At 74.3% G+C, this 25700-nt stretch carries 19 protein-coding genes; 10 read left to right on the plus strand and 9 right to left on the minus strand.

The window, feature by feature from the left end; all coding sequences use genetic code 11:
* Window positions 1-94: 94 nt before the first annotated feature.
* The 3 genes from LQ51_RS11955 to LQ51_RS11965 all read right to left on the minus strand — a co-directional run bounded on the left by LQ51_RS11955 (window position 95) and on the right by LQ51_RS11965 (window position 3308).
* Window positions 95-1582, minus strand: a complete 1488-nt coding sequence (locus tag LQ51_RS11955; RefSeq protein WP_046565121.1) for a S8 family peptidase — start codon at window positions 1580-1582, stop codon at window positions 95-97.
* A gap of 147 nt (window positions 1583-1729) precedes the next feature.
* Window positions 1730-2593 (minus strand): NAD(P)H-hydrate dehydratase, encoded by an 864-nt coding sequence (locus LQ51_RS11960; RefSeq protein WP_046565123.1) that lies wholly within the window; start codon window positions 2591-2593, stop codon window positions 1730-1732.
* On the minus strand, window positions 2577-3308 hold the full coding sequence (locus LQ51_RS11965; RefSeq protein WP_046565125.1) for a histidine phosphatase family protein: 732 nt from the start codon (window positions 3306-3308) through the stop codon (window positions 2577-2579). Before LQ51_RS11965 ends, LQ51_RS11960 begins: the two co-directional genes overlap by 17 nt.
* Before the next feature lie 184 nt (window positions 3309-3492).
* Here LQ51_RS11965 and LQ51_RS11970 point away from each other — a divergent pair, with 184 nt between their 5' ends.
* A complete protein-coding gene (locus LQ51_RS11970; protein WP_046565129.1) occupies window positions 3493-4467 on the plus strand; it encodes a DNA polymerase domain-containing protein in 975 nt (324 codons plus the stop codon).
* A gap of 6 nt (window positions 4468-4473) precedes the next feature.
* Here LQ51_RS11970 and LQ51_RS11975 read toward each other — a convergent pair whose 3' ends face one another.
* Window positions 4474-4980, minus strand: coding sequence for an Lrp/AsnC family transcriptional regulator (locus LQ51_RS11975; protein WP_046565130.1), 507 nt, complete (start codon window positions 4978-4980; stop codon window positions 4474-4476).
* A 72-nt stretch (window positions 4981-5052) separates the two neighbouring features.
* Here LQ51_RS11975 and pdhA point away from each other — a divergent pair, with 72 nt between their 5' ends.
* The 6 genes from pdhA (at window position 5053) to LQ51_RS12005 (ending at window position 13432) form a co-directional block, all read left to right on the plus strand.
* A complete protein-coding gene (gene pdhA / locus LQ51_RS11980) occupies window positions 5053-6258 on the plus strand; it encodes a pyruvate dehydrogenase (acetyl-transferring) E1 component subunit alpha (protein WP_046565198.1) in 1206 nt (401 codons plus the stop codon).
* Window positions 6258-7262 (plus strand): alpha-ketoacid dehydrogenase subunit beta, encoded by a 1005-nt coding sequence (locus tag LQ51_RS11985; protein WP_046565132.1) that lies wholly within the window; start codon window positions 6258-6260, stop codon window positions 7260-7262. The genes pdhA and LQ51_RS11985 overlap by 1 nt, the downstream gene beginning before the upstream one ends.
* A gap of 110 nt (window positions 7263-7372) precedes the next feature.
* A complete protein-coding gene (locus LQ51_RS11990; RefSeq protein ID WP_046565200.1) occupies window positions 7373-8833 on the plus strand; it encodes a dihydrolipoamide acetyltransferase family protein in 1461 nt (486 codons plus the stop codon).
* A gap of 258 nt (window positions 8834-9091) precedes the next feature.
* Window positions 9092-9994, plus strand: a complete 903-nt coding sequence (locus LQ51_RS11995; protein ID WP_156313050.1) for a hypothetical protein — start codon at window positions 9092-9094, stop codon at window positions 9992-9994.
* On the plus strand, window positions 9991-11088 hold the full coding sequence (locus LQ51_RS12000) for a P-loop NTPase family protein (protein WP_046565135.1): 1098 nt from the start codon (window positions 9991-9993) through the stop codon (window positions 11086-11088). Before LQ51_RS11995 ends, LQ51_RS12000 begins: the two co-directional genes overlap by 4 nt.
* Window positions 11078-13432, plus strand: coding sequence for an ATP-binding protein (locus LQ51_RS12005; protein ID WP_156313051.1), 2355 nt, complete (start codon window positions 11078-11080; stop codon window positions 13430-13432). The genes LQ51_RS12000 and LQ51_RS12005 overlap by 11 nt, the downstream gene beginning before the upstream one ends.
* A 33-nt stretch (window positions 13433-13465) precedes the next feature.
* Here LQ51_RS12005 and LQ51_RS12010 read toward each other — a convergent pair whose 3' ends face one another.
* From LQ51_RS12010 to LQ51_RS12025, 4 genes are all read right to left on the minus strand, one after another.
* Window positions 13466-14713: a cation:proton antiporter gene (locus tag LQ51_RS12010; RefSeq protein WP_052744828.1), complete on the minus strand. Its 1248-nt coding sequence runs from the start codon at window positions 14711-14713 to the stop codon at window positions 13466-13468.
* An 88-nt stretch (window positions 14714-14801) separates the two neighbouring features.
* Complete coding sequence (locus tag LQ51_RS12015) at window positions 14802-15830, minus strand: hypothetical protein (protein ID WP_046565141.1); 1029 nt, start codon at window positions 15828-15830, stop codon at window positions 14802-14804.
* Between the two features lie 34 nt (window positions 15831-15864).
* Entirely contained in the window at window positions 15865-19803 is a 3939-nt protein-coding gene (gene fxsT, locus LQ51_RS12020; RefSeq protein WP_046565143.1) for an FxSxx-COOH system tetratricopeptide repeat protein, read from the minus strand.
* Between the two features lie 85 nt (window positions 19804-19888).
* Window positions 19889-20071, minus strand: coding sequence for a hypothetical protein (locus LQ51_RS12025; protein WP_046565145.1), 183 nt, complete (start codon window positions 20069-20071; stop codon window positions 19889-19891).
* A gap of 459 nt (window positions 20072-20530) precedes the next feature.
* Between LQ51_RS12025 and LQ51_RS12030 the strand changes: the two genes are divergently transcribed.
* The 3 genes from LQ51_RS12030 (at window position 20531) to LQ51_RS12040 (ending at window position 24568) form a co-directional block, all read left to right on the plus strand.
* Window positions 20531-21736: an FxsB family cyclophane-forming radical SAM/SPASM peptide maturase gene (locus LQ51_RS12030; protein WP_082159378.1), complete on the plus strand. Its 1206-nt coding sequence runs from the start codon at window positions 20531-20533 to the stop codon at window positions 21734-21736.
* Window positions 21733-23067 carry an aKG-HExxH-type peptide beta-hydroxylase gene (locus LQ51_RS12035; protein WP_046565147.1) on the plus strand — a complete coding sequence of 445 codons (1335 nt, stop codon included), beginning with the start codon at window positions 21733-21735 and terminating at the stop codon, window positions 23065-23067. The genes LQ51_RS12030 and LQ51_RS12035 overlap by 4 nt, the downstream gene beginning before the upstream one ends.
* Window positions 23068-23284: 217 nt before the next feature.
* Window positions 23285-24568: a L,D-transpeptidase gene (locus LQ51_RS12040; RefSeq protein ID WP_046565149.1), complete on the plus strand. Its 1284-nt coding sequence runs from the start codon at window positions 23285-23287 to the stop codon at window positions 24566-24568.
* A 60-nt stretch (window positions 24569-24628) separates the two neighbouring features.
* Here LQ51_RS12040 and LQ51_RS12045 read toward each other — a convergent pair whose 3' ends face one another.
* Window positions 24629-25648, minus strand: coding sequence for an SMP-30/gluconolactonase/LRE family protein (locus tag LQ51_RS12045; RefSeq protein WP_052744829.1), 1020 nt, complete (start codon window positions 25646-25648; stop codon window positions 24629-24631).
* Window positions 25649-25700: the final 52 nt, after the last annotated feature.

The following is a 25700-nucleotide window of genomic DNA, read 5'->3' on the forward strand; positions in this document are numbered from 1 at the left end:
AGAGTCGGCTGATGTCGCCCCGGTACCCCCGCCTCTACCTGGACAAACGGATGGGGCCCGGCGACAGGTCGCCGGGCCCCACCGAGGGTTGGAGCTACCGCACCACGTTGTAGGCGTCGACCATGCCGGCGCCGTAGAACGAGTTACGCGCGCCGCCGGAGCAGGTCGCGTCGTAGAGGTGCGGGTCGGTCGACGAGATCAACGGGACCGGGTTGTAGACGCCCGCCGGGCAGGCCTGGGCCACCGCCGTACGCTCCAGGAACGACGCCAGCTGGCCCGGCTTCATCCCCGGGTGCGCGGAGAGCGCCAGCGCCGCGACGCCGGTGGCGTGCGGGCCGGACATCGAGGTGCCCTGCTTGTAGCCCCACCCGTTGGTCCGGGTGGTGGTGTTGAAGGTGGTGGACAGGATGGCGTCGCTGCTGGTCGAGCGCACGCCCTGGGTCCGGTACCGGGTGTCGCCGCCCGGTGCCGTCACGTCCACCACGCCCTGCCCGTACGAGGAGTAGTAGCTCTTCTCCCCGGTCGGGCCGACCGCCGACACGGTCACCACACCCGGCGCCTCGGCCGGCAGGTCGAGGCAGGCGTTGGTGAGGTTCTCGCGGTTCTCCGGCGTCCCGTTGTTCGGGCTGCCGGTGTCGGTGATCTTGTGGGCCAGGTCGTAGTTGGAGTTGCCCGCAGACGCCACGTTGAGCACGCCCTTGGACTGCGAGTAGCGGATCGCCCGCTGCACGGCCTGCCACACCGGACGCTGGCGCGCGTCGTTGCGGCAGTTCAGCTCCCACGGGTCGATGTAGTAGCTGTTGTTGGTCAGCTGCATCCCGTGCTCGGCGGCCCAGACGAACCCGCAGACCGCGGCCTCCGGGAAGATGTAACCGTCGTCGTTGACCACCTTCACGGCGGCGACCTTGACGCCCGGGGCGATGCCGGTCACGCCGACGCCGTTGACGGCGGCGGCGATGGTGCCGGCCACGTGGGTGCCGTGGTCGCTGGTGGTCGGGTTCCACGCCGCCTCGGTGGTGTCGGTGACACCGCCGATGCAGGACGTGCTCTTGTCCTTGGCGATCTGGGTCGCCAGGTCCGGGTGGCTGCTGGAGATGCCGCTGTCCAGCACGCCGACGACGACGTCCGGGCTGCCGTTGTTCACCGCGTGGGCCTGCGGCAGGTGGATCATGTCCATGTCCCACTGCAGGTTGTAGAGCGGCTCCGTGGTCGGGTCGCCGGTGGCGGCGGCGACGTCGGCCGCGGCGACCTCCACGGTCTCGCCCTCGTCGAGGGCGGTGCCCAGGCCGGCGGTGGACGCGACCGACTCCACGCCGGCGCCCGCCACCTGGGTGGCGAAGGCCGGGTTGGTGGAGCGGACGACGAGCACGCCGATCTGGTCGTAGCTGGCCACGACGGTGCCCTTGGCGGCCGCCACGCGGGCGGCGGCCTTGCTGGTGTTGGCGCCCTGCGGGGCGAGGACCAGATACGAGGTGTCCGGTCCGGCGGCCGCCGCCGGAGCCAGCCCGCCGGTGACGGCGAGGCCGGCGCCGAGCGTCATCGCGGACGCGGCGGCCAGTGTCTTGCGACGGAGGTTCTTCACACAGACTCCCAGGGGGCCGATCTGGCCGGGATCCGCAGCCTGGCGGGCAGCGGGCCGGCGGAGAACAGGCAGGTCGCCTGCTCTCGGGCAATCAGCGTAGGGAGCGGGTGTGTTGTTACACACACCCGAACGGGCAGACCACAACCGTCAGACGGTAGCCAGCGTGTAGGGGATCTCGTCGAGCAGTTCCCGGGCCAGGAAGCCGATCCGGCCGTACCGGGGCACCAGGCGTTGCCCGCTCACCGCGTGCGCGAACGCGGCCCAGCAGGCGGCCTGCGCCGGTTCCGCGCCACGGGAGAGCAGGCCGGCGAGCAGGCCGGCGCGCACGTCACCGCTGCCGGAGGTGCCGAGACCGGCGTCGCCGCTCTCCTCCCGCCAGCACTGCCCGTCCGGGGTGGCGATGTGGCCGTAGAGCGAGACCACCGCGTCGTAGCGGCGGGCCACCTCGGCCGCCGCCGCGTCCAGGTCGTCGCCGGGCTCGTCGCCGAGCAGGTGCCGGGCCTCGGTGAGGTTCGGGGTGAGCACCACCCGGCGGCCGGAGCCGACCAGCAGGTCCGGCTCGTGGCTGAGCGCGCCGAGGGCGTACGCGTCGAGCACCAGCGCCGTCTCCGGCCGGGCCGCCTCGAGGACCAGGTGCAGCAGGCCGCCGGTGGCGTCGATGTCCGTGAGCCCGGGCCCGACGGTCACCACGTCCGCCTCGGCGACCAGCCCGCCGAGCAGGTCGCCCGGGTCGCCGCGCACCGCGCCGTCGCCGGTCTCGGGCAGGCCCACGACGAGCGCCTCGGGCACCTGGATGCTCAGCGCGGCGGCGGTGGACTCGGCGGCGGCCAGTTGCAGCACCCCCGCACCGGCGCGCAGCGCGGCGACCCCGGCCAGCAGCACCGCGCCGGGGGTGAACCGGGCGCCGCCGACCACCAGCACGGTGCCGCGGGCCTCCTTCCCGCCGGTCGGCACGGGCAGCGCCCAGTCGCGCAGCAGCGCGGGCGTGATCACCTCAGACCGGTTCGGCATGGACCTCGTCCTCCCTGGTCGGCCGCGCGCCCTGCTGGTGCAGGTGGGCCACGTCGTTGAACACCGCCGGGACCAGCCGGCCGGAACGGTCGGCGGACCAGCCGGTCACCGAGCAGTTGGCGATGACGTGTTCGCGGGTCAGCGCCATCAGCTCGCTCTCGGTCAGCCCTTCGACGAGGTAGCGGAGCAGGAAGACCAGCGCGTCGTGCCCGAAGAGCAGCACCCGGCCGCCCGCGTGGTCACGGCGCAGGTCGCCCAGGAGCGCGCGGAGCCGCAGCGCCACATCGGTCCACGACTCGCCGCCGGGCGGCCGGTAGTAGAACTTGCCGAGCCGGGCGCGGCGCTGCGCCTCCTCCGGGTACCGGTGCTGGACGCCGTGCCCGGTGAGGCCGTCGAGGACGCCGAGTTCCCGGTCCCGCAACCGCTCGTCGAGGCTCACCGGCACGTCCGTGCCGTCCAGGGCCAGCTCGGCGGTCCGCACCGCCCGCAGGTACGGCGACACCACGGCGACGTCCGGCCGGCGGTCGGCGGGCAGCCCGGCCAGCCAGCGGCCGGTGGCCCGGGCCTGCTCCTCACCGGTGGGGGAGAGCGGCACGTCGGCGTCCCGGTGGCTGAGGTCGATCAGCTCGGCGCCGGACGCCTCGGCCGCCGTCGCCGCGACGTTCGCGGTGCTCTCCCCGTGCCGGATGATCCAGAGCCCTGCCAGTTCCGCCATGCCGGCTGCGGTACCCCCGGCCCAGGCCGGATAACCGTGCCGGCGGCCCCCGCCACGGATACGCCGCCGCGGGCTGCGCGGGGATCTTCCTCTTCGTCGGGGTGCCGCTGATCGGCCTCGGGGCGCTGCTGGTCGCCTGACGACCTCCCCGCGCGCGGGCCCCCGGCGTCGTACGGTGTGAGGCGTGGCGACCACGGCGGCCGAGGAGATCCGGGTGGGGGAGCGGCTGGTCCGCGTCTCCAGCCCCGACAAGCCCTACTTTCCGGAACGCGGGCTGACCAAGCTGGACGTGGTCCGCTACTTCCTGGCCGTCGGTGACGGCATCCTGCGCGCCCTGCGCGACCGGCCCACCATGCTGGAGCGTTGGCCGCGCGGCGTCTTCGAGGGCGCGAAGGTGGCCACCCGGCAGACCAACAAGGGCGACGCGTTCTACCAGAAGCGCCTGCCCGCGGGCGCGCCCGACTGGGTACGCACCGCGCACATCACCTTCCCGAGCGGCCGGACCGCCGACGAGGTGGCCCCCAGCGAGCTGGCCGTGGTGATCTGGGCGGCCAACCTGGGCACCCTGCGGTTTCACCCGTGGCCGGTGTCGAAGACCGACGTGGAGCACCCCGACCAGCTGCGCATCGACCTCGACCCGATGCCGGGCGTTGACTTCGCCCAGGTGGTGCCGGTGGCCCACGAGGTGCGGGCGTTCCTCGACGAGCTGGGCCTGGTGGGCTACCCGAAGACCACCGGCGGGCGGGGCATCCACGTCTACCTGTCGATCGAGCCGCGGTGGAGCTTCGGCGAGTGCCGGCGGGCGGTGCTGGCCCTGGGGCGGGAGATGCAGCGCCGGCTGCCGGACCTGGTCACCACCACCTGGTGGCGGGACCAGCGGGACCGACCGGTCTTCGTCGACTACAACCAGATGGCCCGGGACCACACGGTGACCTCGGCGTACTCGATCCGGCCCACCCCGCGCGCGCTGGTCTCCGCCCCGCTGGACTGGGCCGAGCTGGACGACGCCCGGCCGGAGGACTTCGACGTGCTGAGCCTGCCGGCCCGGTTCGCCGAGCGGGGTGACCCGCATGCCGGCCTCGACGACCGCCGGTTCTCCCTGGAGCCGCTGCTGGAGCTGGCCGACCGGGAGGGCCTGGAGGCCCCGCCGGAGCGCTGAGCGCCGTCACTGCCAGGGGCTCTGTGTCCCGTCGTACTCCTCGAAGACCAGCCAGGTCCGGGTCGACAGCACCCCGGCGATGCTCTGCACCCGGTCCAGCACCACGTCCCGCAGGGTGGCGTTGTCCGGCGCCCGGACCAGGGCCAGCACGTCGTGCTCGCCGCTGAGCAGGGCGACGTGCTCGATGTAGCGCACCTGGGCCAGCTCGGCCGACACCTCGCGCCAGGTGTTCTGCTCGATGGTCAGCGCGATGTACGCCGAGGTGCCCAGCCCGGCCGGCTCCGGCGCCACCAGCGCCCGGAACCCGGCGATCACCCCGTCCCGCAGCAGCCGCTCCACCCGGGCGTACGCGTTGGTGCGCGAGACGTGCACCCGTTCGGCCAGCGTACGGGTGGAGAGCCGACCGTCGCGGACGAGTTCGTGCAGGATCCGCCGGTCGACCTCGTCCAGCGGCCCGGCCGAACGTCCCGTTCCGGCCGCCGCGCCCGGTGTGGTGCCGGTCTCCTGGCTCATGACGCCCTCATCTCGCTGCCATTCGTCCCGCGTTCATCCCGGATGTTGAGTCAATCATCCAACAGCAGGAGCATAGGGCCACCACACGTCCAGGAGGTCCCCGCCGTGACGACCACACCCCAGGCGGTCCGCAGGGCATCCCCCCGCACCCGCCGGCCGGCCACCCCGGCCGCCCCCGATCCGTCGGCCGGCCTGCTGCCGCACACCGAGCCGGTCCGCCTGCTCGACCCGGACGGCACCCCGCTGCCGGCCCGGGACGACTACCCGGAGCCGCCCGTCGAGGAGCTGCGGGAGATGTACCGGCGGATGGTCGTCGGCCGCCGCTTCGACGTGCAGGCCACCGCGCTGACCAAGCAGGGCCGGCTCGCCGTCTACCCGTCCTCCCGGGGCCAGGAGGCCTGCCAGGTCGGCGGCGTCCTGGCGCTGCGCGACACCGACTGGGTCTTCCCCACCTACCGCGAGTCGATGGCGCTGACCGCCCGCGGCATCGACCCGGTCGAGGTGCTCACCCTGCTGCGCGGCGACTGGCACTGCGGGTACGACCCGGCCGCCGCGCACACCGCGCCGCAGTGCACCCCCCTCGCGACCCAGTGCGTGCACGCCGCCGGGCTGGCTTACGGGGAGTCCTACCAGGGGCGCGACACCGTGGCGCTGGCCTTCATCGGCGACGGCGCGACCAGCGAGGGCGACTTCCACGAGGGGGTCAACTTCGCCGCCGTGTTCAAGGCCCCGGTGGTCTACTTCGTGCAGAACAACAAGTACGCGATCAGCGTGCCGCTGTCCCGGCAGACCGCCGCGCCGAGCCTGGCCTACAAGGGCGTCGGCTACGGCGTGCCCAGCGAGCAGGTCGACGGCAACGACCCGGTGGCCGTGCTCGCGGTGCTCACCCGGGCCGTCGCGCACGCCCGCGCCGGCCAGGGGCCGTTCCTGGTCGAGGCGCACACCTACCGCATGGAACCGCACACCAACGCCGACGACCAGACCCGCTACCGGGACGCCGAGGAGGTCGAGGCGTGGCGGGACCGCGACCCGATCGCCCGGCTGGAGGCGTACCTGCGCAACCGGGGCGCGCTGGACGACGCCGCCGTCGCGGCGATCGCCGAGGAGGCCGAGGCGTACGCCGCCGCGCTGCGCGACCGGATGAACGCCCAGCCGGCGGTGGACCCGCTCAGCCTCTTCGACCACGTGTACGCCGAGCCGACCCCGCAACTGGTCGAGCAGCGCGAGCAGGTCCGCGCCGAACTGGCCGCGGCCGGCGACGAGGAGGGGGACGCCTGATGGCCACCATGACCATGGCGAAGGCGCTCAACGCGGCGCTCGCCGACGCGATGCTCGACGACGAGCGGGTGGTGGTCTTCGGTGAGGACGTCGGCCAGCTCGGCGGTGTCTTCCGGATCACCGACGGGCTGCAGGCCCGGTTCGGCGACAAGCGCTGCTTCGACACCCCGCTCGCCGAGGCCGGCATCGTCGGCTTCGCCGTCGGCCTGGCCATGTCCGGGCTGCGGCCGGTGGTCGAGATGCAGTTCGACGCCTTCGCGTACCCGGCGTTCGAGCAGATCGCCTCGCACGTGGCGAAGTTGCGCAACCGCACCCGGGGCGCGCTGAGCGTGCCGATCGTCATCCGGGTCCCGTACGCCGGCGGCATCGGCGGCGTGGAGCACCACTGCGACTCGTCCGAGGCGTACTACGCGCACACTCCGGGCCTGAAGGTGGTCACCCCGGCCACCGTCGAGGACGCGTACTCGCTGCTACGCGAGGCAATCGACGACCCGGACCCGGTCGTGTTCATGGAGCCCAAGAAGCTCTACTTCGCCAGCGCCGAGGCGGAACTGCCGGCCCGGACCGCGCCGTTCGGCACGGCGGTCGTCCGCCGGCCCGGCACCGACGCCACCCTCGTCGCGTACGGGCCGGCCGTGCCGGTGGCGTTGGAGGCCGCCGAGGCGGCCCGCGAGGAGGGCTGGGACCTGGAGGTGGTCGACGTGCGCAGCATCGTGCCGTTCGACGACGCCACGGTCACCGCCTCGGTGCGCAGGACCGGCCGCTGCGTGGTGATCCAGGAGGCGCAGGGCTTCGCCGGGGTCGGCGCGGAGATCGCCGCCCGGGTCCAGGAGCGCTGCTTCCACGCCCTGCACGCCCCGGTGCTGCGGGTGTCCGGGCTGGACATCCCGTACCCGGCGCCGATGCTGGAGCACACCCACCTGCCGTCGGTGGACCGGGTGCTGGACACCGTGGCCCGGCTGCAGTGGGACGACCAGCCCGACACCCGGTGGGTGGCAGCATGAGCGAACGCACCGAGCGGAGCGAGGGCCGTGAGCGAGTGCCCGGCCAGCGCGGCATGAGCGAACGCACCGAGCGGAGCGAGGGCCGTGAGCGAGTGCCCGGCCAGAGCAGCATGACCACCACGACCGGCACCCGGGACTTCCTCCTGCCCGACCTCGGGGAAGGGCTGAGCGAGGCGGAGATCGTCGAGTGGCGGGTCGCCGTCGGCGACGTGGTGACCGTGGACCAGAGCGTCGTCGAGGTGGAGACCGCCAAGGCCGTCGTGGACGTGCCCTGCCCGTACGCCGGCCGGGTCGTCGCCCTGCACGGCGCGGCGGGTGAGGTCCGCCCGGTCGGCCAGCCGCTGATCACGATCGCTCCGCTCGACGGGGAGGCCGAGGGCGACCCGCACGCCACCTACCGCGAGGAGGAACGTGCCGGCTCCGGCAACGTCCTCATCGGGTACGGCACCGGCCACGGCGGCTCCGGACGGCGGCGGCGCCCCCGGCTGGCCCTCGCTCCCGAACCCGCGGCCGGCGCCTCGGCCGGGCCCGGCGGACCGGGGACGACCGTCCCGCCGACGGCCGCCGACCCGACCCGGGGCGGCGCGACGGCGACCGTGGGCGGGCCCGCCTCGATGACCGGTAGCGGGCCGCTCGCCGCGGCCTCGACCGGCGGCGCCGGGAGGCCGGTCCAGGACCGGTCGGCCGGCGCTCCGCTGGTCATCTCCCCGATCGTCCGGCGGCTCGCGAAGGAGCGCGGCGTCGACCTGGCGTCGCTGACCGGCACCGGGCCCGGCGGCGTGATCCGCCGGGCGGACGTGGAGGCAGCGCTGGCCGCGCCGCTGGCGGCCGTGCCGGACGCGCCCGCGGCGCACGTCGGGCTCGCCCCGGCCGCCGACGGGGACGTGGTCATTCCGCTCACCGGCATCCGCAAGGCGATCGCGGACAAGCTCTCCCGCAGCCGGCGGGAGATCCCCGAGGTGACCATCTGGGTCGACGTGGACGCGACCGGGCTGCTGGCGACCCGGGCCGCGATCAACGCCGCCACCCCGGACGCGCCGGTCAGCATCCTGGCCCTGCTGGCCCGGATCTGCCTCAGCGGGCTGCGAAAGTACCCGCAGCTCAACGCCCACGTCGACACCGAGGGCCAGCGCATCGTCCAGTCGGCCGGCGTGCACCTGGGCATCGCCGCGCAGACCGACCGGGGGCTGGTCGTGCCGGTGCTCCGCGACGCCCAGCGGCTGACCACCCGGGAGTTGGCCGCCGCCCTGGCCGAGACCACCGCCGCGGCCCGGGCCGGCACCCTGCCCCCGGCGCGGCTGACCGGCGGCACCTTCACCTTGAACAACTACGGGGTGTTCGGCGTGGACGGTTCCACCCCGATCATCAACCACCCGGAGGCGGCGCTGCTCGGTGTGGGGCGCATCGTGGACAAGCCGTGGGTGGTCGACGGGCAGTTGGCGGTCCGCAAGGTCACCCAGCTCAGCCTCACCTTCGACCACCGGGTCTGCGACGGCGGGGTGGCCGGCGGGTTCCTCCGCCACGTGGCGGACTGCGTCGAGCAGCCCGCCCTGCTGGTGGCGAACGTCTGACCCGGGGCGGCGCCCGCGGTGGTACACCACCGCGGGCCGCCGTCCCCGACCGCCCGCTCCTTCCCCGCAATTTCCGCGAATTCGCGGCGAAAGGCGAATCACGGCGGCCCGAATGTCGTACGGAATGGCGATCGCAATACCACTCGATGCGCCCGACCGGTAGCACACCGTGGACAATTTCCGGGGTACGGCAGCGTCGGAAGTTAGGCCCATGGCCGGGACACCAATGCGGGCGCGCTCTCGATAGAGTCCAGGGCTATGCGGGTCAGCGCACTCCGTCGATGGATGATGCCGTCGCTGTGTGGCCCGCTGCTGTTCCTCACCCTGTTCGCCCTGGCCGCCTGCGGGAAGGATGAGCCGGCCGACAGGGCGGCCGCCGAGGCGTTGCTCTGCCTGTCGCCCGCCGAGCGACCGGCGGTGGCGCGGGCCGCCGTGCTGCTCCGGCTCGCCACCGCCGCACCCGCCGCCGACCAGGTCCACGACGACGGTCGGGACTGGCCGCTGGAGGAGTGGCGCGGGCAGCACCGGGAGGACTTCGCCCGCGCCTGCGGTGTCGCGGTCGCCGCCGCCCAGCTCGACGAGGGCGGCACCGGCGCCGGCTCCGCCGGGTCGACCTGGAAGGTGCTCTGGCCACTGTTGGTCGGCGCGGCGCTGACCCTGCTGACCACCACCGCCACCACCGGCTGGCGGGAGTGGATGACCGAGGTACGCAAGCACTCCGCCGCGCTGCGCACCGACGCCCGGGCGTTCGTCACCGCCGTCATCGGGTTCATGGACGCGGCAACCGACGCCAGCCGGCCGGTGCCCCGCGGGGAGACGCTGGACGACCTGCGCACCCGGTTGCAGCTCACCCTGGCGGAGACGCCCCGCCCGGACCGGCACCCCGAGGTCGGGCGGATGCTCGCCGAGCTGGACGACGGAGCGCTCGGGTCCGGGCTGACAGCCGGCTGGTCGACGCCGGAGGTGCGCCGCCCGCAGGGCGAGCGGGCCGTGCGGGTGCGCTCCGCCCTCGACGACCTGCGCGCCGGCGTGCGGACGGTCGCCGAGGCCCGGGAACGACCGATCCGCGCGGCCCTGCTGTCCCGCCGCCGGCATCCCACCCCGCCCCCCGCCGTCGCGGCCGCCGACCCGCCCACCGAGTCCCCACGGAGCATGGCATGAGTCCGAACGGCGAGCCGCTACGGAACCCGTTCGACATCAGGGAACTGGGGCCGGCGGCGGAGGGCGCGCTGCAGCCGTGGGGTTATCCCGAGCACGAGCACCTCTACCTGGGGGTGGACCAGACCCAACAGGCCTACGATCGGTTCGTCGAGTTCCTGCCGCCGATGCGCAAGGACGGCAAGCAGCCCGGCCGGCTGGTGGTGGTGACGGGCGAGCGTGGATCGGGCAAGACCTCGCTGATCCACCGGTGTGTCCACCACCTCCAGCAGGCGCTCGCCGACACCACCCTGAAGATCGTCGACCTGACCCGGTACGAGCCGTTCACCCCGCCGGCGCCCGACGGCCGTTCGGAGCTGTGGAGCTACTTCGACCGGCTCGCCCACCGGGTACTCACCGACGTGCACCTCGAGGACGCCAACTATCCCGAGCCGGGGACCGCGCCCGCGCCCTCGGCGTACCGGACGCTCAGCAGCCAGCTGCGCTCCCGCGGCGAGTTCGCCGCGATCATCCTGCCGGCCTTCCTCGACCAGGTGAACAGCCCGGGCCAGGAGGGGGACTTCGCCCCGGAACACCCGGTCCACCACTACATGGGCTTCCGCGTCGAGCGGGTCTTCTTCTTCCTGGAGAGCCGCAACCCGGACGCGGTCCGGGCCTGGCACCGGCAGCTGGACGGGAACGGAAAGGCCGAGGCGATCGTGCTCAGTCTCGGCCCGCTCAAGGCGAACGACGGCTGGACCTACGCCAGCGGCCGGCTGGCCCGCAATCCCGACCTGGGCTGGCCGAAGGCCGACAAACAAATGATGGAAAAGCTCGTTCCGGCCGACCCCGGCTTAACGCTGAGCGCACTGCGTGAGTTGTGTCACGATGTGTGGACGCGGGCGATTGCCGACGGCGACGCCACCATCACCGACGAGCACATCAGCACATTCTACGAGCGCCAGGCGGAGTCCTTCGAGGAGCGTCGCCCGTACCCGCCGGACGACCCCCCGGTCACGGAGGACCCCGCGGCTCCGCGCACAGGAGGACCACCGGAGGCGCCGCAGCCACCAGCGACCGACGAGGACGAGTCAGGGGATCAGACCGATGCCAAGTGACCAGGCAGTGCGGCCGACCCCGGACGGTGCCGGTCGACCCGGGCGCACGCTCTTTCCGGCGGACGGTGTCAACCCCTACCTACCGACCCCGGTGGCCCGGGTCGGCGACAGCGCGACCAGCGTGGTCACCGTGGCCACCACGGCAGTGGTCCGCGCCAGGGCGGCGCTGGACGAGTACCTGCGCGCGCCGCACACCCCCGAGCAGCCCCGCAAGGGCCGGGTCCTGACGCTCGTGGGCGACTTCGGCACCGGCAAGACGCACCTGACGGCCGCGCTGCGCCGCCGGGTCCTGGAGTCGGCCCCGGCCGCCGACCCGGTCTATCTCGACGCTCCGAACGGGACCTTCGTCGACCTCTACCGGCGATTCATCGCGCAGGTGAAACGCCCGCGGGTGATGGACCTGCTCAGCGACTACTACGCCGAGGTGGTCGCCGACGAGCTGGAGGCGACGCCGTACGCCGCCCGGACCGCCGCGCGGCTGCGGCAGGGGGAGATCGACCCGGTCGCGGTGGTCGCCCGGCTGCACCTGCCCGACCGGCTGCTGCTGCAACGGATGCAGGCCACCCTGATCAGGGTCACCCGGGACAACGACCTCGGTACGGCCTTCACCCTGCTGCTCCAGCCCGAGGTGCAGACGCTGGTCTGGGACTGGCTGACCGGCAACCCGCCCCGGGACTTCCTCCAGGAGCGGGGGATCTTCCGCACCATCGCCACCGACAGCGCCGCGCTGGACGCGATGGCCGCGTTCGGGCGGCTGCACCGGGACCGGGGCCGTCCCGCGGTGCTGATGATCGACGAGTTCGACCGGGTGTTGTCGGCGGTGGAAAGCCGCAGCGACTTCGCCGACCGGATGGGGCCGTTCAAGCGGATGCTGGAGGCGGTCGGCGAGTCCGGCGCCTTCGTGGTGCTCGCCGGCATGCCCGAGATAGTCAAGATCCCCGACGAGAGCACCCGGCAGCGGCTGGGCGAGATCGTCGAGCTCACCCCGATGACCGTCGCGGAGGTCCAGGAGTTCATCCGGTCGTCGCACCGGGCCGTCCGGGGGGACGACGCGCTGGAGCCGTTCACCCAGCAGGCGGTGGAGACCCTGGTCGCCCTGACCAAGGGCGTACCCCGACAGTTCATCACCCTCTGCCACTACCTCTACGGCTGGGCGCAGGGGACGCAGGAGCTGATCAGCCCGGAGGTGGTGCGCCAGGTCAGCGGCGCCCACTTCGACCTCGCCAGCGTGCTCGACGTCCGCCGGGAGGTCCACCAGGTCCTCACCAAGGTGGGGATCCGGGTCTCGAGCGGACACCTGCGGGAGCCCGGCGGGGAGGCACCGGTCGACTACTGGGTCTCCGACTCCCAGGGGGAGTACCGCTGCGCGATCCTGCTCGCCGGCGGGGTGGTGTCCCCGGCCGACGTCACGGAGGTTCGGCAACGCGCCGCCCGGGCCCGCGCGGAGGCCGGCTCGGTGGAGGTCGTCCTGGTGGTGGTCGGCTACCTGACCGAGGCGTTCGCCGCCCAACTCGTGCCGATCCTCAAGCCCAACGACCCGATCGTCTACGGCCGCGAGTCCTTTCCGGAGACCCTCCAGTCGGTGGTCACCGGCGTGCTGCGGCGCCACCGGGAGACGGTCACCGCCAACCCGCTCGAGGTGATCATCGACGGGGTGGAACGGATCACCCGGCAACAGTCCACCACCCAGGAGCTGATCGAGTACGTGGCGCAGCACCTGGCCGGGATCGGCGAGACCACCGAGCGGCAACTGAGCGAGATCCGCCGCGAGGTGGCCAGCACCACCCGGGGCGGCGAACCGCCGGCCTCGGCCCGCTCCGCCGCCACCCCGACGCTGGCCGCCGTCGACGAGCTCTTCCAGGACGCGTTACGACTGCTCAGCTCCATCGACCGGATGGAGGACGACCTGAGCGCGGTGTTCGTCGAGACGCCGGGCCGTCCGGCGAACGCCGGGGTGCGCGCCGTGCAGGCGCGGCTCAGACAGCAGGAGGGGTTCAGCCCGCTGGGCACCGCGGTCTTCCTCGGCAAGCTCGTGCAGGCCTTCCAGCACGCCTTCCTGGACTGGTACGACGCCTCCGAACTGCGCGCCGGCGGCCAGCCGAGCCCGGCCGAGCGGGACCGGCTGGATCGGATCTGCACCCGATACGAGGCGCTCTACCACGACATCCCGCTGGACGAGCTGAAGAAGCTGGTCGAGTCCAGCGCCCGCGACCCGGAGCACGAGGGCATCGTCTCCCGGCTGGCCGGCCCGACGATCCGGCTCGACGACATCCGGCGTACCTTCGCCGAACTGGGTGTCCGGGTGGGACGCGCGGTGGACGGTTCGGCGGGCCGGCCCGGCTGACCCGGCGGGTTCGCGCGGCGCGGGGTCGACGGCTCAGCGCAGTTCCCGCTCGACCGCCGGGGCCGCGGCGGCGGGGTCCGCTCCGGCCTGCACCGGCGGTACCGGAGGCCCGGGGGGATCGGGGCGGGCGGCGGCCGGGCCCACCGGCGGCGGCTTCGGCCGCCAGCCGTTCTCCAGCACGCCGTTGGTGGCGGCGTGCAGCACCGCGACCACCAGGATGGCCGGGGCCACCACCCCCACCGTGCCGGGCACGCTCGGCTCCAGCAGGAGGGCGAGGATGATCGCGGTGATCCCGTTCTGCTGCCCGAGCGCCAGGTAGGCCCGGTCGCGCCGGCTGATCCGGGCCGGGATGACCAGGCCGACCACGACCTGGGCGGCGAAGGCGGCCAGCCCCAGCACCAGGCCGGCCCACGGGTCGACCCCCTGGGCCAGGGCCAGTCCCAGCAGGAAGCACGCGGCCAGGAAGGCGCCCTGGGTCACCCGGCCGAGCAGCCGGCCCAGCGGCGGCCGGAAGAAGAGCCCCAGCAGGGCGACGCCGAGGGCCAGGGAGTAGACGACGGCGACCGCGAGCAGGGCCAGCAGGACCGCCGTCTCGACGACGGCCGGGCGGACCGCGCCCCCCGGCCGCCGCTGCGCCCGTCCGCCCGGCAGCCGCCGCAGCGCCCCCCACGCCAGCAGGCCGAGCGCGCCCAGCGCCAGGTTCTGGGCGACGCTGGCACCGATCGAACCGGCGGCGGGACCGACGGTCGCCAGCCGGCCGGTGCCGGCGGAGCCGAGCTGGAGCAGCCAGGCGGCGCCGTAGACGGTCAGCACCACGGTGATCGGGTCGTCGAACGACGCCCAGGCCGCCAGGAGCGCCTTGGCCCGCGCCGACATCCGGGACCCGGCGGTCATGGCCGCGACCGCCAGCGGGTCGATCTGGGCCACCGCGAGCCCGAGCACGGCGTAGCGGGGCTCCCGGAAGACGAGGTACATGGTGCCGGCGATCAGCGCGGCCTTGGCCAGCACCCCGACGGTCACGGCGAGCAGCACGGTGCCGGCGCCGACCCGCAACTCCTCGCGGGAGATGCCGTGGGTGCTGCTGTAGAGGCCGACGACCAGCAGCGCCCCGGCCACGGCGAGGTAGCCGACGGAGTTCTCCCGGACCTGCACTCCGGCCACGGCGGCCAGCAGCCAGCCGGCGCCGGCGGTGCCCCCGACCAGCAGGAGCCGGAGCAGTCCCCGGTCGTCGCCGCGCCGGGCGGCCCGGCCCCGTTGAAGGAGCCGACCGATCATGCGCACCGCCCCGTCCTCGATCTCCGCCCGGTCCCACCGGCGCTATCCGGCCGGCGGCCGGCCGCCGCCCCGGTCGGTGACCCCGCCCGCGTCGTCACGGCCAGGCCGCCAGGACGGCGTCGAGTTGGCGTTCGGCCGAGCTGACCTGCGGCTGGTGCAGCGTCAGGCCGACAATATATCGGGAATCGTCGATCCTGCGGTAGTAGAGAGCACCGTTCTCGACGTCCAGCACGACGCGGCGGAGCGGGCCGCCGATCGGGACCCGCGCGGTCCGGCCGAGTTCCCGTACGTAGTCCGGCAGTTCGACAGCCACCTGGGCGTAACGGGCCCGGCGCTCGCCGGCGCTGGCCCACCGGGGCGCGGTGAACCGCCCGTCCCGCAGCACATCCACGCAGAACACCGGGCGGCCGTTCTCGACCAGGGTGACCAGGTGCAGGTCGTGCGGTCGCACCGCCGCCCGGCAGACCGCCACGGCCGGGTGGTCCTCGCGTCCGGTGACGGTGAGCGAGGTCGCCGGGCCGCCCTGCTCCGGGACACCGCCGAGCGAGGACCACCGCTGCTGCGCCGCCCGGAGGATGCCGGAGAGGCCCTCGGTGCGCCAGCCACCGAGGTCGTACCGCCGGGCGTGGATCTCGTCGCGGTAGCGCTCCACCGCGTCGGAGAGGGTCGTGTCCACCCGGGTGACCAGCTCGCCGCGTTCCGCCGGGTCGTCTGGCAGGCGCAGCACCGCGCCGAAGAGGTAGCTGCCCGGGATGATCTGGTCGCAGTAGGCGACCCCCCGCTCGGTCTGGAGGACGAGCCGGATCAGCGTGCCGGTGCCGAGGCCGGCCAGCCAGTCCTGCAGCGGGTGGTCCATCTGGAAACTGGCCCGGCGGGCCAGCCGGTGGCACGCCTCGCGGGTGCCCTCGGCGCCGTCGCCGGCGAACCGGTCCTCGTGGTGGTCGCACCGGCCGTCGGTGCACCAGGAGACGTACGCCAGGTCGGCTTCGGCGCGCAACAGCTCCGCGACCCGCTGCTGCCGGTCGGTGCCGGCGTCCGCCGCACCGCCGGCCACGGCGCTGGCCACGGCGGGGCCGGGATCGGGCTGGTCCGCCGGGGGCGGTCGCTCTTGGTCGGCGTTCACCGGTGCAGCCTCCTTCGGTGGGTGGGGCGGGCGGTCACATCTGCGGTGCGTCGACGGCGATGCCCTCGAACCACGACAGGTCGGCGGCGGCGGAGCCGAGTAGCCGGAGGTTGCCCTGCGCGGTCACCGTGTACGGGTGCTCCGGGCCCAGGTCCTCCGCGCACCACTGGGCGGTCTCCCGGCCGAGTTCGCGCGCCCGCCCGCTGTCGCCGAGGGACGCCAGGTGGGCGGCCTGGTTCACCATCGCGGCCAGCACCCACGGGTGGGTCGGGCCGGACAGCGTCGCGCGCAACCCGTGCCACGCCCGTTCCCCCTGCTTCCGGGCCTCCTCGGGGTCGCCGGCGCGGCGCAGGAACAGTGCCAGGTTCATCCGGCACAGCTCGGTGAACGGATGGTCCGGCCCGAAGGCGGTCGAGGTGAGATAGCGGCTGAGCACGTCCCGGGCGATGCGGACGGCCTCGGGCGGGGTGCCGGTCCGGTGGTGGTCCGCGGCCAGGGCCATCCGGCAGCCCCAGGTGTCCGGGTGCTCCCGGCCGAGCAGCCGGTCGAAGGCAAGGACCAGGTCGGCGTTGGTGGCCATGGCCTCCCGCGGGCTACCGGCGGCGCGCAGGGTCACCGCGAGACTGCGCGTCACCCGCAGCGCCACCCGGTGCTCCCGCCACCGCCCGCCGAGTGCCCGGTTGACCCAGCCGTGCGCCAGCCGCAGCGTCTCCAGTGCCGCCTCCACGCTGCCGACCTCGCGCTGGTAGGTGCCGAGGCTCTCGGCGGTCCACCAGGTCCTCGGGTTGGCGTCGCCGAGCAGCCGCCGGCGCCGGGCCAGGAGATCGGACTGGATGAGCATCGCGGTGTGCGGGTAGCCGTCCAGGTAGGACGAGAGCGCCAGGTTGTGCCCGGCCATCAGGGTGTGCGCGTGGTCGCCGCCGAGGATCCGGTCGAACCCGTGGTACGCGATGCTGTCGTGCTGCTCGGCCTCGTCGTAGCGGCCGAGCGCGCGCAGGTCACCGGCGAGCCCTCGGGTGGTGACCAGCGTGCGCAGGTGGTCCACCCCCTGCGCGTCGGCCTGCTGCAACCGCACGGTCTCGTCGACCGACCGGGCCCCGGTGTAGTCACCCTCGGCCCGCAGGATGTTGGCCCGTTCCACCTCCAGCCAGAGCAGCGTCGGATCGTCGGGCGGGACGACCGTCCGCCACCGGGTCAGCGCCTCGTCGGCGATCCGCAGCGCCGCCTTGGCGATGCTCCCGACCTGCTGCAACTGCATGAACCGCACCTGCCGGGCCACCCACCGGCGCACCTCCACGTCGGTGGCGGCCACCGCGCCGCTGGGCTCGAGGTGGTGCCGCAGCTCCTCCAGGCGTTCCCGGTGCTCCTGGTCCTCGTCCTCGAGGATGCCGGGGGCGAACCGGGCCAGGGCGAGCTGCACCTGGCGCTGGCGGGTCTCGCGTTCGGCGTCGGGCATGCTCCGCCCGATCACGTGCTGCAACGGGGGGCTGAGCCGGAGCAGGCCGCGCGGTCCCCAGGTGAGGTCGAAGACGCCGTACCGCACCCCGGTCCAGAGCACCCGGTCGAACTCGATGGGGTCGGCCAGCAGCGGGGCGGCGTCCGCCCCGGCGGCCTCGACCAGCGCCGCCACCATCGGGCTGCTGCGCAACAGCTTGAGGCTGATCCGGTCGCCGGAGAGGTGGACGCAGAGTTCGGCCAGCCGGGCGGTCAGACCACCGACCGGGATGTGGTCGAGGGTGGTGGCGACCACCTCCCACAGCCGCCACAACCCGCCCCGGCGCTGCCCCGCGCCGGCCGGCTCGGTGATCCGTTCCAGCAGCAGCTGGGCCATGGCGGCGACGGTGGCGGTGGGCTCCGCGGGCGCCTGGCGGTTGACCAGGTGGACCTGCTCGCGCAGCCAGGCGCCGGCCAGCCGCAGCGGCAGCGGGAAGTGGTCGACGGCGGCGGCGATGGCGCGGGCGTGCGGGACCGCCAGGTCCGGTACGAACTCGTGCAGGAGGGAGACGGCCTCGTCCGGGCTGAGCCGGCCGACCACGACCTCGCTGTCGGTCGACGCCAGGACGCCGGGTCGGGCGACCAGCACCACGTGCCCGCCCGGCCCGGCCGGCACCAGGTCGTCGAGCTGATCGAGATCGCGGACGTCGTCGTAGACGAGCAGGTACGGACGGCCGAACGCCGGCCGGCCGAGCAGCTCGACCACCTCGCGGGCGCCGAGGCGCTTCTCCTCCTCGGCGGCCGCCCCGCCACGGGCCGGCGGCACCCGACCGTCGATCAACCCTTCCCGGCGTAACGCCTCGCCGAGGCGGCGCAGGGCCCGGCCCGCCGACTCCCGGCTCTCGGCCGGGACCCACCAGACCACGTCGTAGTCGCCACCGAAGCGGACGGCGAACTCCCGGGCCAGCGCGGCCTTGCCGATGCTCACCGGCCCGGTCAGGGCTGCCGGCGCCTCGGGGTGGGCGAGGAGCACGTCACGCAGACGCTCCAGGGTGGCCCCCCGGCCGCCGAACCCGGTGACCCGGGCCGGCAGGTCGACCACCCGCGGGACCGCCGGGACGCCCGCGCCGCCGGGGAAGCGGGGACGGAACCGGTCGGTGGCGGCGTCGGACCGGGTACGCATCCCGAGGTGGGTGAGGAGGCGACCCCGCGCGTCCGCCTCGTCGGCGTCGGTGAGGTCGACCACGTAGAGGTTCCCCGCCCGGGCGCCGTAGTCGCCGTCGTCGACCTGGAGTTGCAGGATGCTCGGCCGGCACGACCGCGGCGACGCGTCGGCTCCGGCCCCCGGCCCCGATCCGGCCGCGGCGGGTCCGGCGTCGCCGTCCGCGACCGCCGGGCGCTCCGGCGCCCCGACCGGCCCGGCCCCGGCGTCGGGCAGCGGGCAGAGCAGCGCCTCGACCCGCGCCTCGCGCAGGGGGCGGTGGCCGACGACGACGACCTGATCGGCGTCGGTGAGCGCGCCCGGCTCGTCCGGCAGGTCCCGGGTCCGGGCCCCGGCGCGGCTCAGTGCCTCGCGCAACCAGTCCGCCCAGCGGCGGTCGGCCGGATCGTAGGCGAGGTGGACGGCCCCGATGCTCTCCTCACCGGAGACGTCCGCGAAGTCGGTGCGGTACCAGTGCAGCACGCCGGGGTCGACCGCCGGCGGGACCACCGGCGGTTCCCCGCCGACCAGCTCGACCACCCGGAGCAGCCCGTCCCGCACCGCGCCCTCGTCCAGCAGGATCGCCAGGTGCTCGTGGTACGCGTGCTGCGGGATCTCCACCACCGTCGGGGCCGCCCGGCCGGCCGCGCCCGACTCGTCAAGGCGGGCGAAGGCGTCGTGGATCGTCGTCACGTGCCGGCTCGCCTCCGGCTGGTCGTGGGCGATCTGGGTGGCCACCGCCACCAGCCGCAGCTCCGCCGGGCCTTCGCTGCCCAACCGTCCGACCACCCGGGTGGCTTCCCGGACCGACTGGGGAGCCGGCCGGAAGCAGACCACCACCACATCGCAGAGGTACGCGAGACCGACCCGGCTCAGCGCCGGGGACTGGGCCGGGCAGTCCAGCAGCACGTGGTCGTACCCGGTCGCCGCGAGCTGCTTGCGCAGCCGGTCGCCGGTCACCGCGTTGCCGAGCAGGTCGGTGAACCTCGCCTGGTCGTCCAGCCCGGCGGTGACCACGTCCACGTACCCGCCGTCGGCCTGGCGGGGGGTGACGTACCGGTCGACCTCGGGCGAGCTGCCGGGCCGGTGCACCAGGTCGATGGCCGCCTCCAGCGCGGCGTCGGGCTCCAACCGGGCGACCCGGGGTGGGAAGTGCGCCGGTACCGAGGGCCGGTTCGTCGCCCAGTCCAGGACGAGCACCCGGCGACCCGCGGCGGCCAGCGCCCAGGCGGCGTTCGCGACGGTGCTGGTCTGCCCGGACCGGCCGCCGGGGGAGCTGAACCCGACGATCCGGGGGTGCGGGATCGGTGCGGTGTCCACCCGCGTCGCTGCGGTCATCGCCGCTCCAAGTCTGTCGATCGGGGAGGGGGCAGAGCTGTCGTCCGGCCGGTGGGGGGAGCCGGGGCCGGGCGCCGGACGGGAATCAGTTGTCCGGACTGAGTGCGCTCATGAATCCGAGATACGAATCGGGTTGGTCGGCGAGTTCGTCGCCCAGGCGGCGCAGCGCCAGCTCGAACACGGTCGCCGGTAATTCCGGGATCGCGCGCAGATCGATCCTGGTCAGGTCGATGACCATCGTCTCCCGGTCGGTGTGGTCCTGGCTCATTCGCCTGTGCACCATCCGTTTCCACGTCCGCCAGTGCCGGACCCGACCACGACCGTTCGGTCGACGCCGGAAAGGCGCCCGTCGGGGTTGATTCCATTCAAGGGCACCCCGGCGGGGAACGTCCATCCACCTCACCGTCCTACCGCCACTGTCGGGGGTGCGATACAGCGCCACCGAGGCCGCCCGGTCGGCGTACCGAGGTGCCGGACCGACACCGGATCCGCCGGTCAGCCGGCAGTTTGCCGAACGCGGAATGCGGATCGGGAAAGGCGCACCCACTGGCCGCGGCGCGGCCCGCGCCGAACTTCAGTCGGATTCGCGACTCCCCGTCGCGGCGGGCGGTGCCGGCGGTGCGGCAATTGCCGGGACCCCGCCGCAACGACGATGGACTACCCTCGATGACAGGTAGGCCACTGTCCGAAACCCGACCGCCATGCCAGAGCAGCCAAGGGAGCCTCCTTGACCGATCCGCTCCGGCCCGCCCAGACCGATCCCCCTCCCGCCGCCGCGGCGTCGCCCGGATCCGCCCCGCTGCGGCAGTTCATTCTCAAGGTGCACGGCCGCTGCGATCTGGCCTGCGACTACTGCTACCTCTACCGGTTGGGCGAGCAGCGCTGGCGGGACCGGCCACCGGTGATGTCCCGGCACGTCGTCGACCGGACCGCGGACCGGATCGCCGAGCACGCCGAGCGGCACGGGCTGTCCGCAATCGAGCTGGTGCTGCACGGCGGTGAGCCACTGCTGGCCGGCGCCGACCGGCTGGCCTACACGGTCCGGCGGGTGCGGGCCGCGGTCGGCCCCGACGTCACGGTCCGGGTGGCCATCCAGACCAACGGCGTACGTCTGGACCGGCGCTTCCTGGACCTCTTCCGGCAGCTCGACGTCGGGGTGGGAGTGAGCGTCGACGGGGGACGCGAGCTGCACGACCGGCACCGCCGCGACCATCGGGGGCGGGGCTCCTACCGGGCGGTGAGCCGGGCCCTGGCCCTGCTGGCCGAGCCCCGGTACCGCCGGCAGTACCTGGGCCTGCTCTGCACCGTCGACCTCGACAACGACCCGGTACGGGTCTACGAGGAGCTGCTGGCGTTCCGGCCGCCGGCGATCGACCTGCTGCTGCCGCACGGCAGCTGGTCCGGCCCGCCGCCCGGCCGCGATCCCCGGTCCGCCGACGCCCCGTACGGCCGCTGGCTGGTCGCGGTCTTCGACCGGTGGTACGACGCTCCGGCTCGGGAGACCGGCATCCGGCTGTTCGAGGAGGTCATCCGGTTGCTGTTCGGCCGGGCCTCCCGGCTGGAGGGGATCGGGTCCGGTCCGGCGGCCTCGATCGTGGTGGAGACGGACGGCGCCATCGTGGAGTCCGACCACCTCGTCGCGGTCTCCGGGCAGGGCGCCACCGGTCTCACCGTCACCACCGACGATTTCGACGCGGCGCTGCGGCTGCCGCTGGCCCGGGCCCGGCGCGGCGGCCTCGACAGCCTCTCCCCGGCCTGCCGGTCCTGTCCGGTGCTGGAGGTCTGCGGCGGCGGCCTCTTCTCGCACCGCTACCGCGCGGGCGACGGCTTCCGCAACCCCTCGGTGTACTGCCGGGACCTGCGCCACCTGATCGATCACGTGCACCACCGCCTCATCGGGGACGTCCGCAGGCTGGCCGGGTCGGCGGCATGACCGCGGCCGGCCCTGCCCGGGCCCACCGGCTGCCCGAGGAGGCGCTGCGGGCCCTGGCGGGCGGGGGCGGCGGCCCCGAGGCGGTGCGTGCGCTGGCCGCGATCCGGTACAGCCGGGACCGGCTGCTCGCCACCGCCCTGGTCGAACTCGCCCGCCGGTCCGGGCACCCGCAGGCCGGGGCGGCCCGGCAGGCGTACCGGGCGCTCGCCGAGATCGAGCGCGTGGCCCCCGAGGCGGTCCGGTGGGTGCTGTCGTACCCCGTGGTGGGGAACTGGCTGGCCGCCACGGTGCGGGCGCTGCTGCGGCCGGCCGGGGCGCCGGTCGCGCCGTCGGCGCTCGGTCAGGTCGCGGCGGCGGCCGCCGTCCGGGCCGGGGTGACCACGCGGGTGCCCGCCGCCGGTCCGCTTCTCGTCCTGCCCTCGCTGGGCCAGGTCTGGCTGCCGGGGGACGAGCCCGTCGTCGAGGTGCGGGCGGGACCGGACGGCCCGGTCATGCGCCGGGGCGGCCACCGCGTGCCGCTGACCCGGTCCGGCGACCCACCGGACGACCCGCGGCGCCCTTGGGCCCCGCTGCACCGGATCTCCACCGGGTCGGCGCCGCTGCGGCTCGCCGTCACCCTCGACGGGCCGGGGTGGCGGTTGGCGACCGGTGACGGGCCGGATCCCCGGCTGCTGCCGCAGGTGGGACCGGCCGAACACCGCCGGTGGCGGCGGCGGTGTTCGGCCGGGTGGGCCCTGCTCAGCCGGCACCACCAGGCCGTGGCCGGTGAGGTGGCCGCGGCGGTCCGCGTACTCGCCCCGCTGCGCGCCGCCCCGGACGGGCTGGTCAGTGGCACCTTCCGGGACGCCTTCGGGGCGGTGGCGATGTCCCTGCCGCCGGACGCCACCGCGCTGGCGGTGACCCTCGCCCACGAGGTGCAGCACGCCAAGATGGCCGCCCTGATGAGCGCCTTCCGGCTCACCGAGCCGGGCCGGGACGACCGCTTCTACGCGCCCTGGCGGGACGATCCCCGGCCGCTCGGCGCGCTGCTGCACGGCACCTACGCACACCTCGGGGTGGCTGCGTTCTGGCGGCGGCAGCGCCGGGTGGAGGAGCACCCCGACGCGGCGTTCGCCGCGCAGGTCGCCTTCGCCCGCTGGCGGGCGGCGGCATGGGAGGCCACCGAGGCGCTGGCCCGCACCGGCCGGCTCACCGAGGCCGGGGAGTTGGTGCTCGACGGGATGCGCGGCACGCTGCAAGAGTTCCTCGCCGAGCCGGTGCCGGCCGCGGCCCGGCGCCGGGCCGACGCCCTTGCCGCCGGCCACCGGCGGCGCTCCGGCACCGCCGGCTGAGCACACCCGCCGCCCCGGCGGGTCGGGTGGAAACCGGTCGTGCCGCCCATCGGGAGCAGCCGTGACGGACCTCCCGTTTCTCGGCCAGCAATTCCGATTCGGTACGCCGGAGCCGAGATCGAAGTCGACTGCGGCGGGCAGTTCCGCCGAATATGCCACGGCTCCCCGGCGGCCATAGACAATGTGGGCAAGGGGGAGTGGAAATGGGGTGCGGGATATGCATGTGAGACGCCGATTCAACCTTTTGGCGGTAACCATCGCAGCCACACCGCTGGTCGTCGTCGGGTGCACGGCCGACCAGAAGTCCGCGGTGCACGGCGGGCACGCCAGGGCGGCGTCCACGCCGTCGCTGGCGGTGAGCCCGGCTGATCGGACGAAGAACGTGCCGATCAGCGCGGAGGTGGGGACCACGGTCCGGGACGGAAAGATCACCGCGGTCAAGCTGACCGACGACAAGGGCCGGGCGGTGCCCGCCGAACCCCGCGAGGACGGGACGAGCTGGGTGCCCAGCCGCCCGCTGGAGAATTCGCGGACGTACACGGCGGAGGTGACCGCGACCGGTGATTCCGGGCGGACGACCACGCAGAAGACGACGTTCACGACAATGGCGAAACCCACCACCCGGCAGGCGGTCACCAGCGAATTGCTGTTCACCAGCAAACAGACATACGGTACGGCGATGCCGGTGGTCGTCACATTCGATCCGCCCATTCCGAAAGAGGCCAGGGCGGACGTGCAGCGCCGGTTGTTCGTGAAAACCGATCCGCCGCAGCCGGGCGCCTGGTCGTGGGAGTCCGACGGCAAGCAGGTCGAGTACCGGGCGCCCGACCACTGGAAGTCGGGCACGAAGATCAGCGTACGGAGCGCGCTGGAGGGGCTGCCGATCGGCAAGGACGCCATCGGCGACACCGACCACTCCGCGGCCTCCAAGATCGGCCGGCAGGTCAGCCTCGACATCGACAACGCCACCAAGCAGATGTCCGTCTTCCAGGACGGCAAGCTGCTCCGCAAGATCCCGGTCAGCCTCGGCAAACCGAGCACGCCGAGTTCCAGCGGAACGATGGTGATCATGGAGAAGTTCGACCGGACCACCTTCGACACCCGGGGCGAGCCGAACGGCGGCTACGTGGTCGACGTGGACGACGCGCAGCGGCTCACCTGGGGCGGTGAGTTCATCCACTCCGCGCCGTGGTCCGAGGGCGAACAGGGCTACACCAACACGTCGCACGGGTGCGCCAACGTGTCGGCCGCCGCGGCGGACTGGCTGATGGGCATCACGCAGGTCGGCGACCAGGTGACCGTCAAGGGCACCGAGGTGAAGCTCGACCAGGGCAACGGCTTCACCGCCTGGAACGTCAGCTGGGACGAGTTCATCAAGGGCAGCGCGTTGCCGGTGCCGGCCGGGCTGCGGCCCACGCCCAGCGCCACGACGCACCCGGGCGCGGTGGCCGGCGGCTCGTCGCCCGCCCCCGCCCCGTCGAAGAGCAACGCCGGCGGCTGACGACCCGGGGAGGAACGGCCAGGGGCCGGCCCGCCGTGACGGCGGGCCGGCCCGGGGTCGTCAGGTCAGGTCGACCCGGGCCACCCCGGTCGCCGTGAGGCTGCCCAGCCAGAGCTGCCCGCCGTGCTGCCGCACGCCGGTGACCATCGGGTACGCCCCGCTGGGCCCGTGCAGGGTGCGCAGCACCCGCCCGGCACCGTCCACCAGCGCCACCAGCCCGTACCGGCGGGGTCTGGGCTGCACGGCGCCCGGCAGCAGGGCGACCAGCTGGCGTACCCGGGGATGCGGCAGCAGCTTCTCCATGACCGGCAGGCGCGGGCTGGGCAGCGCGATCCAGTACGTCCCGTCGCCCACCGCCGAGACGTTGTCCGGGTACGCCGGCAGGTCGGTGAGCACCGTTGACGCGCCGCCCGGCAGGTCGACCCGGAGCAACCGGTGGGTGGCGGTCTCCACCAGCATCAACGCGGACTCGTCCGGGGTCAGCGCCACCCCGTTGGGGAAGTAGAGCCCGTCGGTCACCACGTCGGTGCGCCCGGTGCGCCGGTCGTAGGCGAGCACCCGCCCGTTGGGCCGGTGCTCCAGCAGGTCCCGTTTCCAGTGGGAGAGCGGGAACCGGTCCGACGAGTCGGTGAAGTAGACCGTGCCGTCCCGGGCCACCGCGGCGTTGTCGGCCAGGTGCACCGGAGGCGCCGCCCCGGTCAGCTCGTGCACCGCCCCGTCCGGGGTGATCCGCAGCAGCCCCCGGTACGCGTCGCAGACCAGCAGCCCGCCGTCGACCGGATCCAGCTCGATGCCGAGCGGCCGGCCGCCGGTCTCGGCGAGCAGCGTGGGGCGGGTGCCGGCCGGCGCGTCCACCGGCCACCACCAGAGCCGGCCGTCCTCGTCGCCGCTGACCACCCGCCCGTCCGGGTCGATCAGCACGTCCTCCGGTCCGTGCGCGCCGTCCGGCAGCGGCAGCAGGTCGGCCCGGTCGAGCCGGACATCGGTGGCCGCCCAGGCTCCGACGAGCGGCGGGGGCACGGTGGCCGGCTCGCGGACCGGCCGGATCAGCCGGGGCGGGCGCTGGCGGGGAACGACCATCCGGCCATTCTTCCCCGCCGATGCCCGTGCCGGGCGGTCCCCGGCGGCGTGT

Source organism: Micromonospora sp. HK10 (genome assembly GCF_000982955.1).
In the GTDB taxonomy this organism is placed as follows: domain Bacteria; phylum Actinomycetota; class Actinomycetes; order Mycobacteriales; family Micromonosporaceae; genus Micromonospora.